This window comes from Evansella sp. AB-rgal1, assembly GCF_041820985.1.
GTDB lineage: Bacteria > Bacillota > Bacilli > Bacillales > Salisediminibacteriaceae > Evansella.
Map to the genome: position 1 here is coordinate 138,117 of NZ_JBGUAU010000004.1, position 12,368 is coordinate 150,484.

The following is a 12,368-nucleotide window of genomic DNA, read 5'->3' on the forward strand; positions in this document are numbered from 1 at the left end:
TGTTAAGTTAGTTGCTTTGTTGAAGGTGAGGAGTTTGATGATAAAAAGGAAGAAAATCATTGTTTTTTGTATTTCTACCTTACTCTTTTTTATATATGGATGTGTCGTTAAAGAAGAGAATAATAGCTATCATGAAGATGAATCTATTATAGATTCAACATTAGAAGAAAATGTGGATCACAACTCGTCACCAGATGATATCATTTTAACTATGTGGTCTTATTACAGTGATGGTTGGGATAATATTATTGAGCAATTTGAATCAATTCATGATGGAATAACAATTGAATTAGAAACTATATCCTATGGTAACTACCCACAAGAGTATTTCAAATCATTTGTTGAGGGTAATACTCCAGATATTGTAGTAATAGATAGTCCGCATATTGGAGATTTCAAAGCAGTAGAAGGACTAGAGAATTTACTATATGAGCCCTATGAAGCAAGAATCTATGAAAATGACTTTTCAGAATCACTTTGGGATACAGGGAAATCACTGGATGGAAATCAACTAATTGGCATACCTTATGTAACGGCACCTTTTGTAGCATTTTACAGAGCAGACATAATGGAACAATATGGATATCCTGCTGATCCTGAGAAATTAGCTGTTTTTATGGAAGATCCAGCTAATTGGCTAGAAATGGTCTCAGAGCTAGCAAAAGATAATATTTGGATGGTGCAGTGGCCTATGGAAGTTCTGCGGATCTATGAATCAGGTACAGGTATGTTTGACAACAGTTTGAATTTTCAAAGAAATAATGAATCCTTCTTGGAAGCAATAGACTTGGCACAGACTATTCATAAAAACTCCTTGTATTCTTCTAAAGACATTTGGAGTCCAGTTGGTCAAGAGGCTATTAAAAACGATCAATATGCAATGTTATATCTTGGTACTTGGGGTACAGGATTGTTAAACGAGTGGGTACCTGAGCAGGCTGGGAAATGGAGAATGACTAGACTACCCTTTAATGTATATGGGTGGATGAATAGCAGTATTCTTTCTATCCCAGAAGCAAGTGAAAATAAGGACTTGGCATGGGAGTTTATTAAATTTAGTTCCTTTGAGTTACCAATGGAAGGTTTCCAAAGTATGACTATGGGTTATCTTCCTTCAAGGAATAACCCAAAAATCATAGACTATGAAAGTGAGTTTCTAGGAGGGCAAAGGGAACAAGAACTAATAGAAAAATTAATGGCTCAAACAAAGGAACATACGTTAACACCTTTAGACATAAGGGCTAATGAAATTTGGTACGAAAAAATGTATGGTATGTTAGAGTGGGGTTATGATGCTGATGAGATCCTTGTTTCTATTGAAGAAACTTTGGATATGACCCTTGGTCAAGAAAGGGAAATTTTGTTACGACACATAAGTCAATAGTTTCCTATTCAATGAAACGCCGGAGGACTCTGGCGTTTTTTTCGTTTATATTTAGCTGTTTAAAACGTTGATGTTGATTACAAATATCGTTTGTTAGTTGAACGCATGGTAATGATTGATGCAGGACCAGTTTCTTCCTTACGTCATATTTGGATCATACGACATTAGAAGTGATATTGGCATAGGTAGGAAAAATGTTAGAAAAAGTAAATAAAAGCTAAACTGAGACTGTTCGGAAAATGCCTATCTGTTTTTTAATACTAAGAAGACTTAAGATAAAAAAATTTTAAAAAAAAGTAAAAAATATTCATATTTTTCTAAAGTCGCAACCCCTTGGTGTTGTTGAGTTTGATAATCATTATCACTTGAGAAAACCAATGTTAGCCATATTAATATTATAATTAGGTATTGACTATGTTTTGTAAGATGATAAAATAGACATTGCTAATTGATAATGAATATCAATATCATTAATGTGAGTAACGAAATTGAAAAGGGGGTTGGCTTCAAGCTTGATTTGAAGTTTTTTATGAAATTAATATATCTATATATTTTATTAATTATCTTATCAATCACATCACTTTTTGTTGGTGTATCAAACATTTCACCATTGGATATATTTAATCTAACAGACGAACAAAAACAAATATTACTTATTAGTAGATTTCCTAGATTAATAAGTATCATCATTGCCGGCGTGAGTATGAGTATATGCGGACTAATTATGCAGCAATTAACTCGTAATAAGTTTGTCTCACCTACAACCGCGGGAACAATGGACTCCGCACGCCTAGGTATTTTGGTTTCATTACTATTATTCTCTTCTGCAACTCCTTTACAAAAAATGATTGTTGCCTTTGTTTTCGCTTTAACTGGAACACTTATTTTTATGAAAATCTTAGACAAAATAAAGTTCAAGGATACGATATTTATTCCTTTAGTAGGTTTAATGTTTGGTAATATTGTAGGTTCAATTACAACTTTTTTTGCCTATCGTCATGATCTTATCCAAAACATAGGCGCGTGGTTGCAAGGAAACTTTGCTCTAATGATGTCAGGACGATATGAAATGTTATATATCAGTATGCCACTTGTAGTTATTGCTTACATATTTGCAAATAAATTCACAATTGCCGGTATGGGTGAAGAATTCTCTGTTAACCTTGGCTTAAACTATAAGCAAGTTGTGAATATAGGGTTAATCATAGTTGCGTTAATGACTTCTGTTGTTGTGTTAACAGTTGGTATAATTCCATTCTTAGGCTTAATCATCCCAAACATTGTAACAATCTTTAAGGGAGACAATTTACGAAGAAATCTACCATATACGGCACTATTAGGAGCAATCTTTGTTTTAATTTGTGATATTGTCGGTCGAGTAATCATTTTCCCGTATGAAATACCAATTGGATTAACAGTAGGAGTAATTGGAAGTGGAATCTTCCTGTACATGTTATTGAGGAGAAATCATCATGGGTTATAAAGGGAAAACAGTCATTCTAGGAATATTAGCATTAGCAGCAGTTGCTCTTTTCCTTTTTTATCAGTTAAATCACTGGGAATATGCACTGCCAAGACGAGGAATAAAAGTATTAGCTATTGCTGTTACGGGAGCAGCGATTGCATTTTCTACCGTTATATTTCAGACGATTACTAATAATCGAATCTTAACGCCGAGTATAATTGGGTTTGACTCGTTATATGTACTTGTTCAAACCTTTATCATATATTCTTTTGGTTCTATGAGTATGGCAGTAATAAATAAAAACCTTAACTTCGCCATTTCAGTTGGAATTATGATTATATTTGCAGCTTTATTCTATAAGCTCCTTTTCAAACGTGAGGGTCAAAATATCTATTTTCTATTACTAGTTGGTATTATATTTGGAACGTTTTTTTCCAGTATATCTACCTTCATGCAAGTTTTAATTGATCCAAACGAATTTATGACGATACAAAATCGAATGTTTGCAAGTTTTAACAATGTTAATTCGGATATTCTTACAGTCTCTATTATTCTGTTTTTACTTATCGCATTGTATTCCTATAGGTACTTAAAATATCTAGATGTTATCTCCTTAGGACGGGATCAAGCTATCAACTTAGGTGTACCGTATGATGCGGTTGTAAAAAGGCTAATGGTTGTTATCGCAATACTAGTATCTATTTCAACAGCACTAGTTGGTCCTATTACCTTTTTAGGGTTACTAGTAGCCAACGTAGCTTACGAGTTTCTGAAAACATACCAACATAAGTATTTAATTACAGGGGCCATATTTATTAGTATTACTGCTTTAGTTGGTGGGCAGTGGATAGTGGAGCGAGTATTTACATTTAATACGACATTAAGTGTAATCGTGAACTTTGCTGGTGGTGTCTATTTCTTATACTTATTGTTAAGGGAGAGAAAAGAATGGTAGAAGCATTGAGTTTAACAAAAAAGTATGCGGAAAAGAAAGTTGTCGATGATGTATCGGTAAAGGTACAAAAACAAAACATTACTGCATTTATTGGACCGAATGGTGCAGGAAAAAGTACACTACTTTCCATGATTAGTAGAATTATCATGAAAGACAGTGGTCAAGTATTAATAGATGACAAAGAAATCGAACAATGTAATAGCAATGATCTTGCGAAAAAGATTTCCATATTAAAACAGTCCAATCATATAAATATTCGTCTATCTATCCGTGATCTCGTTTCCTTCGGTCGTTTTCCGTATTCACAAGGGAACTTAACAAAGGAAGACTGGAAGTATGTAGATGAAGCAATTCGTTATTTAGAGCTAGAGGATATCCAAGATAAATATTTGGATCAGTTATCTGGTGGACAGCGACAAAGAGCGTACATTGCGATGGTTCTTGCTCAAGATACGGAATATATCTTGTTAGATGAACCGCTAAATAATCTCGACATGAAGCACTCTGTACAAATAATGAAAGTTCTGCGCCGTATGGTCGATGAGTTAGGTAAAACGATTGTAATTGTAATTCATGATATCAACTTTGCTTCTTGTTATGCTGATCGAATCGTTGCTCTCAAAGACGGGAAGATCGTGAAAGAAGGCAGAACAGACGAAATAATCAACAACGCTGTTCTGAAAGAAATCTATGATATGGATATGTCCATTCAAAACGTGAATAACTGCAAGATTTGCGTTTACTTTACGTAAAATTAATCAGAAAAATACAATGTAGTTATTGAGATCAGAGTCCAATTTCTATTAATAGATTAATCGTTCTTACAACGGCTAATTCCATCCTGTTAATATACAATACAAGGGTATGGTATTTACTAAAAGACGATTAATTTTATTATAAATACAACTAATTTAAACAATAGGAGTGAATAGAATGAAAAAAATATTTTCATTACTAGTAGTATTATTGTTAGCAATTATGTTTATTGTTGCTTGCGCAGAAAGTGATGCAAGTGAGCCGTCTGGTTCAGCGGAAAGTGATCAAGAAGAGTCTCATAACAATGAAGACAACAATGATGCAGATGCAGCAAATAATAACGGAAATAATGATGTTCCAACAGAGATGGTAGTAACTCATGACTTAGGTGAAACTACAGTTCCAGTAAATCCAGAAAAAGTTGTTGTATTCGATAATGGCTCTTTAGATACGCTAGATAAATTAGGCGCTAATGTTATTGCTGTACCTCAAGCAAGCATTCCACCATATCTATCTAAATATGAAGATAGTTCATACACAAATGCAGGAACTCTTTTCGAACCAGATTTTGAAACAATCTTTGGATTACAACCAGATTTAATTATTATCTCTGGAAGAACTGCTGAAGCGTATGATGAATTAGCAGATATCGCACCAACGATTTTCCTTGGTGTAGATACTACAAATTACATGGAATCTTTCAAACATAATACAACAATTTTAGGTCAAATTTTTAACCAAGAAGAGTTTATTGCGGCAGAACTTGCTAAGCTTGATGAGGCGGTTGCTCAGCTAGCTGCTGATGCTGCTACAACAGAAGAAACAGCATTAGTAGTTTTAGCAAATGATGGAAGTGTTAGTGCATATGGACCAGGATCTCGCTTTGGTATTATTCACAATGAATTTGGTCTAACACCAGCAGATCAAAATATCGAGGTTTCAAACCATGGACAAAATGTATCATTTGAATATATTTTGGAAGTAAACCCTGATTATTTATTCGTAGTTGACAGAGGAGCGATTGTTGGAGGGGAAAATCCAGCTGAAGCAATGTTTGACAACGATATTATGAAGAATACTAAGGTATATGAAAATGGAACAATTTTCTACCTAGACCCATATGCATGGTATACAGCAGGTGGTGGTTTAGAATCTGTTGAACTTATGATAACTCAGATTCAAGAAGCGTTAAAATAATACGGAATCTCTAATAATAAGTATGTATGAAAAGGAGACTAGTCCTTTTATACATACTTTTTTTTGTTGAATTATACTCTGTATTTGTAACTAATTTCATAGGATAATAGTATTATATTTAAGCGCTTCATTATTAGGGGGAATAATATAATGAAGATCAAACAGAAAGCTTTAATTATTATAATAACTGGCATAATATCTTTGTTGGTTTTTCTATTTATATTTATTAATCCTATTATGATGAGAGCGTATGAGGAAATGGAACTGGAAATGATGGAGGAAAACATCTCACGACTTGAAAATGCCATTAATAATGAGGCAAATCGAGTGAGTATGATTGTACGGGACTATGCTGTATGGGATGATTCGTACAATTATATAAATACAAGGAACAATCAATATATTGTAAGTAATTGGGTAGATGACACTTTCAAAACTAATAAAATAGACCTAGTTATCTATTATGATGCAAACTCTCGTGAAGTATATCAGAAGGGTTTTGATTTTCATCAAAGAAAACCACTTCATATGAAAGATCTACTTCAGGCAGAGGATTTACATCCTTTTATGAATAAATCCAAAATAGGATTTATTGTAGGGAATGATTTTCCAATACTACTTACATCACATAGAATTTATCCTAGCTCGGAGGATAAAGATTCAAATGGTACCTTAATCATGGGTGTTGTAGTTGATGAAGATTTTATATCAAGAATAGGAAAAAATGTATTATTACCAGTAGAACTTGAAGATAGTGTTAGCGAAACAAGCAATAATCGTGAAATTTCTATCTTAAATAGTGTATTAATAAAAGGTTCGTATTTTATAAATTACTTAAACTCTAGTAGTTTAGGAGAATATCACTTTACATTAGATCGAAATATTGTTCAAAGTGGAAAACAAAGTCTCCGTTTCTTCTATATGATATATATAGCGGTATCATCAATGATTATATTCATTATATTATTTTTAATGGATAAGCAAATTTTATCAAAAATAGCTAAGCTGTCATACGAGCTTGCATATATTCAAGAAACAAAAGATCTCACAAGAAGGGTTATTGTCAATGGAAAAGATGAAGTTGCTAATTTGCAAAATGGAGTCAACCAAATGTTGGAGTCACTTCATTACTCTCAACAAGAGATCAAACTATTGGCAATTACAGATGATTTGACAGGTTTACCTAATAAAAAATATATTATAGAGCTCATCTCACAGCTAGTGAGAGAAGAAGTAGGGAAAACATATGCCATACTGTTTTTAGATATTGATTTATTTAAACGCATAAATGATATGTTTGGGCATCACAATGGAGATTATCTTTTGAAAACCATAGCAAGTAGAATAAAAGAATGTTTGAACGAAGAGGAAGTAATCGCACGTTGGGGAGGCGATGAATTCGTCATAGTATTAAAAGATAGAAGTGATGATGATATTTCAAAACAATGTAAAAAAATACTAGAAGTAATGTCTGTTCCCATTAAGATATCCTATATGGATTTTGTAATTACAACAAGTATTGGTATTAGTCAATATCCTTCCGATAGTATAAAAGGAGAACACTTGATTCAGAACGCTGACATAGCAATGTATGAAGCAAAAAGAGCAGGAAAAAACCAATATATGTACTATAAGGAAATTGCTAAGCAAGCATATTTTCAAAACTATGTTTCATTGGAGAATGATTTAAAGCTTGCATTAAGCAACAATGAATTTTCCTTGCATTATCAACCCATTGTAAATAATAAAAATGTGATAATAGGGGTGGAGGCATTGCTGCGTTGGAATCACCCTATAAGAGGGGTTGTTCCTCCAGGAGAGTTTATTCATGTTGCAGAAGAAATTGGTATCATGCCAGATATAGGTGCATGGGTATTAGAAGAAGGGTTACGACAAGTTAAGAAATGGCATAACAATGGATTTGAAGATTTGTCGCTCTCTGTAAATGTGTCTAAAACACAATTAATGGACACTCGTTACTTGAACTTAGTAGGTGACCTTATTGAATTATTAGAATATCCCCCACATCTGTTGCGACTAGAAATAACCGAGAGTGATGTTAGTGTTTATTTAGATAAAGTTATTGAGTTAGTGAACAAATTGCATAAACTTGGGGTGATAACGTCGTTAGATGATTTTGGTACAGGTCAATCCTCATTAATGTACTTAAAAGAGGTAAAAGTAAGTGAAATAAAAATTGATAGACACTTTGTGAAAAATATACCTAGTGATAATTTCGATAAAGCACTTTTATCTGGAATTATTAAATTATGTAAGAAGCTAAACATCGATATTGTCGCAGAAGGTGTAGAAACGCTCGAACAGCTTCATTACTTGTCCAAATATAATATAAACATGCAAGGATACTATTTTAATCGTCCACTACCAAACACCGAATTAGAAGGATTATTAGAAAATAAAAGAAACTCAAGTTAAAAAGGAATTTGCACCATGGTGGATGAAAATGCGTTATGAAGTATTTTAGTACCATTCATTTTCTATGGAATGTGCGTAAGTCCACGAACTCCAGTGGGAAGTAGAGTAGAGGCGAGACACCGTAGCGACGTAGTCGTGAAGGTGGCTCGGCAACTCCTCACAGGAAAGGAGTGGACTGGAGTGAATGGAATATTAACCAACAAAGTTAGTCATACTAGATAAGTTTGACTACCGTGAACCCACGTATTTTCAGGGTAGACCAAAAGAAGAACTATCACCTTATGTAAAAAGTGAATAGTTCTTTTTTTTGTACTTCAAAATATAAAAATTAGATAATCAAATGTATAAGACCATTTTAATAACTAAAGCAACTATTTCCTATAAAATTAGTAGGAAATAGTACACTTTTTTACTGAAACCAACTATAATGTAATTAGTAAGTGACAAGGAGGGAGTAAGTATTGAAGCGATACGTAATGATCTTATTATTGGGAATTAGTATTGTTGGAGCACTTAGTTTCATTTGGCTAAACAGCGGTTTATCATCCGATGAGCAAATTGCCGCTGATCACGGTATCGACTTTATTGTAAATGAATACGACCTCTCAAAGGAAGAAATAGAAATAGACATGGTTACTTATTGGGAGGAAGAAGATCGTTATGCGCTCCGACTTGTTGATTCTATAGAAGATAAACAGTATGAATTAGCACTCCGTGTCAATGAAGAGGATGAATTAGCATTTATTTTAGATGTAACTGGTCAATTTGATGAGTTTGGATTAGCATATTGTCATTAATTATTAAATAGATAAAAGATGTTCAGGATTAACTCTGAACATCTTTTTTGTAAATTAGAGACGAAAATATGTTGGGTTAGTTCCTGATAAAAGCTCAGCTAGAAGCTTTATGAGAATATTTATAAAGTACCGTTCCCATTTTTCTTATCATTGAAATTATTAAAGTCCTTTAAGAAACCTATGGACGTACCTATTATAAAGAAAAGAGAACCAATCAAAAGTAACCCACTAGTGATGAGAGAGATTGTTTCTTTTTCCATAAATTCCACTCCTATAGTTCGGCGTGATAATGGTTGTCATCACTTTATCTTATGAATGAAAATAATAGGAGTGCCTGTCCAAAAGCCAATTGGATAAAGCAAAAAGGTAGTAAAGCAGTAAGCTTTGCTACCTTTTTCTCATTTCACCATTAACACAGGTGCTTTTACATACTTCATTACTTTGTGGCTTACACTTCCTAGAATCATTGTTTGGACCGTGCTTAAGCCTCGGCTACCGAGAACAAGACAATCATAGGAACCTTCATTTGCATGTTTTATTATTGTTTCTGCAGGAGCGCCATGAAGAATGGATGTTTTTAACGTAAGTCCTGCAGATTTAATCATTGTTTCAAAGGGTTGAAGCATTTCTCTTCGTTTTCTAGAAGCAGAATCAGAATCGCCAAATTGTAAGACATCAGATTTTGACTTACTTCCATCCACTATGTATAAGACTTCAATGCTAGCATCCCCTAAAAGTTTTCCCATTTCAATTGCTTTTTTGGCAGCTCGTCGAGAATGGTCTGAACCATCAATTGCAAGTAGTATGTTTGAAAACATGATAATCCCCCTTTATGATAAGAAAAAGGAAAGAAAGTAATCCTTTCTTTCCTTTTTGTTTAGTGTCCAGATGCTTTACTTAAACCACCAATTTTGTCCATTAGAGAGGAACTTTCTTCATTTAACCCTCGGATTTCAACAGTGATATGTCGTAGTTCAAATTTGCCCTCTATTTTATCAATTGCTCCCACAGCCGAATCATCCCATAAATGGGCTTGAGATACATCTATTATAACCTTTTGAACGTTATCATTGTAATTAATTCTTTCTAAAAAGTCAGTGACAGAAGCAAAGAATAGCTGTCCTTTTACATAATAAGTGACCTCTGTTTTATCGATAGAGAATACTCGCTCTACTTTTACTTTCGATATCTTCCAAGCAAAGAAGATAGCACTTAAAACTACACCTGCTAAAACCCCTTTTGATAAGTCGTGTGTGTATACTACAGTTCCAACTGTTACAACCATTACGACAGCATCTGTACGTGGAAATTTATGAATATTTGTTAAAGAGCTCCAATCAAATGTACTAATCGAAACCATGATCATTACCCCAGCCAGTGCAGCCATCGGGATAAGAGACACTACATTACCTAATGCTAAAATCAAAATGATTAAGACAACCCCAGCTACTAAACACGATAATCTTCCACGTCCACCAGACTTTACATTAATTACGGATTGACCAATCATTGCACAACCAGCCATACCACCAAAGCATCCAGCTATAACGTTTGCAATACCTTGACCGCGGCTTTCTTTATTTTTATTACTTTCTGTATCTGTCATATCATCAACGATAGATGCAGTTAATAAAGATTCCAATAAACCTACGATTGCTAGTGCGAGTGAGTATGGAAGTATAATCATTAATGTTTCCCATGCAAACGGAATGTTTGGTAAAGCAAACATTGGTAATGTTGTCGGTAACGCACCCATATCTCCCACTGTTCTTACCCCAACGTTCATCATAATAGCGATAGCAGTTACAACGATAATAGCAACAAGGGTAGATGGAACAGCTTTCGTAAATTTAGGTAAAATATAAATGATTGCTAACGTTAGAGCTACTAAAGCATACATCATCCATGTTTCATTTACAAAGTGTTCAATTTGAGCCATAAATATTAAGATAGCTAACGCATTTACAAATCCAATCATTACTGACCTTGGAATAAATTTCATAAAACTAGCAAGCTTAAATACTCCGAATAAAATTTGTAAAACCCCAGTTAAAATAGTAGCTGCTAACAAATACTCAAGCCCGTGATCAGCTACTAAGGTAACCATTAATAAAGCCATTGCCCCAGTTGCTGCAGAAATCATACCAGGGCGACCTCCAACAAATGCAATTACAATTGCAATACAGAAGGATGCATACAAACCTACCATTGGGTCTAAACCAGCAATAATGGAAAAGGCAATTGCCTCAGGAATTAATGCAAGGGCTACTACAATCCCTGCAAGAACATCTCCTCTTATATTTCCAAACCATTCATTTTTCAATTTTTGTGCTAACACGGTTGCACCTCTTTCTTCGTTAATTTGAATTGTTTATGAACTTTTCCGTAAAAAGCTCGACCGGCAATAACAAAAGGATTTTATCAGAAAATAGCACATTATCAAAATGGGGTGTAAGCGTACAACATGTTTCATTAACTTCAAAATTCTCTCGAATACACCCATATACTTAGTTTTATGTAATAAGTAAATAAATACATTGACCAAAAGGAGAATCAACCAAGTGGTATAGACAACTAAACCACCGAATTATATAATAAAAAGTATCTATTTGATAAATATACGAGGAGAGAGCAGCATGATTAATAAAAATTCACCAATACCGATTTATTATCAGCTAGAAGAACTGATACGAAATAATATAGAAAATGGTATTTTTCGAGAGGGAGATTTAGTTCCGTCAGAACGAACTCTTTCAGAGGAATATGGGATTAGTAGAATGACAATAAGACAGGCGCTCACCAACCTTGTTAAGGAAGGTCTACTTGTACGAGAAAAAGGAAAAGGAACCTTCGTTGCTAAGAAAAAGTTAGAACAACCATTAATGAACTTAACAAGTTTTTCTGAAGATATGAAAGGTAGAGGTTTAGAACCAAGTACAATATTAATTGGTTTTGAAGAAGTACAGCTTTCAGCCACAGAATGTAAAGAGCTTAACATAGATGTAAAATCTATTAGCTATCGAGTAAAAAGGTTACGCTTAGCTGACGGAATTCCAATGGCCTACGAAGAGTTGGTATCTCCTAAAAGCTTACTTGGTGAAGTGAATGAAACTATGTTTTTACAAAAATCTTTTTATAATCACATTGAAGAAAAATTGAAATTACGAATAGATAGTGCAAAACAAACGTTAGAACCAGCTATATCTAATGAAATAGAAAGCAATCTTCTTCATATAAAGATAGGATCACCAGTATTGTTAATGAGGAGAATTGGTTTTTTAGCAGATGGAACTCCATTCGAGTTAGTGAAATCAGTTTACCGTGGTGACAGGTATAAGTTCATTACTGAAATGAAACGCTCGTGACAGGAGGACAATA

At 33.8% G+C, this 12,368-nt stretch carries 11 protein-coding genes; 8 read left to right on the forward strand and 3 right to left on the reverse strand.

Annotation, left to right across the window (positions count from 1 at the left end; translation table 11 throughout):
* Positions 1–37: 37 nt before the first annotated feature.
* From ACERII_RS04675 to ACERII_RS04705, 7 genes are all read left to right on the forward strand, one after another.
* Positions 38–1,384: an ABC transporter substrate-binding protein gene (locus tag ACERII_RS04675; RefSeq protein WP_373640430.1), complete on the forward strand. Its 1,347-nt coding sequence runs from the start codon at positions 38–40 to the stop codon at positions 1,382–1,384.
* 529 nt (positions 1,385–1,913) lie between these two features.
* Positions 1,914–2,867: an ABC transporter permease gene (locus ACERII_RS04680; RefSeq protein WP_373640432.1), complete on the forward strand. Its 954-nt coding sequence runs from the start codon at positions 1,914–1,916 to the stop codon at positions 2,865–2,867.
* Positions 2,857–3,804: an iron chelate uptake ABC transporter family permease subunit gene (locus ACERII_RS04685; RefSeq protein WP_373640433.1), complete on the forward strand. Its 948-nt coding sequence runs from the start codon at positions 2,857–2,859 to the stop codon at positions 3,802–3,804. Before ACERII_RS04680 ends, ACERII_RS04685 begins: the two co-directional genes overlap by 11 nt.
* Positions 3,798–4,556 (forward strand): iron ABC transporter ATP-binding protein, encoded by a 759-nt coding sequence (locus ACERII_RS04690; RefSeq protein ID WP_373640434.1) that lies wholly within the window; start codon positions 3,798–3,800, stop codon positions 4,554–4,556. The genes ACERII_RS04685 and ACERII_RS04690 overlap by 7 nt, the downstream gene beginning before the upstream one ends.
* A gap of 181 nt (positions 4,557–4,737) precedes the next feature.
* Entirely contained in the window at positions 4,738–5,757 is a 1,020-nt protein-coding gene (locus ACERII_RS04695) for a siderophore ABC transporter substrate-binding protein (RefSeq protein WP_373640435.1), read from the forward strand.
* 150 nt (positions 5,758–5,907) lie between these two features.
* Positions 5,908–8,193: an EAL domain-containing protein gene (locus ACERII_RS04700; protein ID WP_373640436.1), complete on the forward strand. Its 2,286-nt coding sequence runs from the start codon at positions 5,908–5,910 to the stop codon at positions 8,191–8,193.
* A 461-nt stretch (positions 8,194–8,654) separates the two neighbouring features.
* Positions 8,655–8,990: a hypothetical protein gene (locus tag ACERII_RS04705; RefSeq protein ID WP_373640437.1), complete on the forward strand. Its 336-nt coding sequence runs from the start codon at positions 8,655–8,657 to the stop codon at positions 8,988–8,990.
* 119 nt (positions 8,991–9,109) lie between these two features.
* Here ACERII_RS04705 and ACERII_RS04710 read toward each other — a convergent pair whose 3' ends face one another.
* From ACERII_RS04710 to ACERII_RS04720, 3 genes are all read right to left on the reverse strand, one after another.
* Entirely contained in the window at positions 9,110–9,250 is a 141-nt protein-coding gene (locus tag ACERII_RS04710) for a hypothetical protein (protein ID WP_373640439.1), read from the reverse strand.
* Between the two features lie 138 nt (positions 9,251–9,388).
* Complete coding sequence (locus tag ACERII_RS04715) at positions 9,389–9,808, reverse strand: universal stress protein (RefSeq protein ID WP_373640441.1); 420 nt, start codon at positions 9,806–9,808, stop codon at positions 9,389–9,391.
* 59 nt (positions 9,809–9,867) lie between these two features.
* On the reverse strand, positions 9,868–11,328 hold the full coding sequence (locus ACERII_RS04720; protein WP_373640442.1) for a SulP family inorganic anion transporter: 1,461 nt from the start codon (positions 11,326–11,328) through the stop codon (positions 9,868–9,870).
* A 298-nt stretch (positions 11,329–11,626) separates the two neighbouring features.
* On the opposite strand from ACERII_RS04720, the gene ACERII_RS04725 reads away from it, so the two are divergent.
* On the forward strand, positions 11,627–12,355 hold the full coding sequence (locus ACERII_RS04725; RefSeq protein ID WP_373640444.1) for a GntR family transcriptional regulator: 729 nt from the start codon (positions 11,627–11,629) through the stop codon (positions 12,353–12,355).
* Positions 12,356–12,368: the final 13 nt, after the last annotated feature.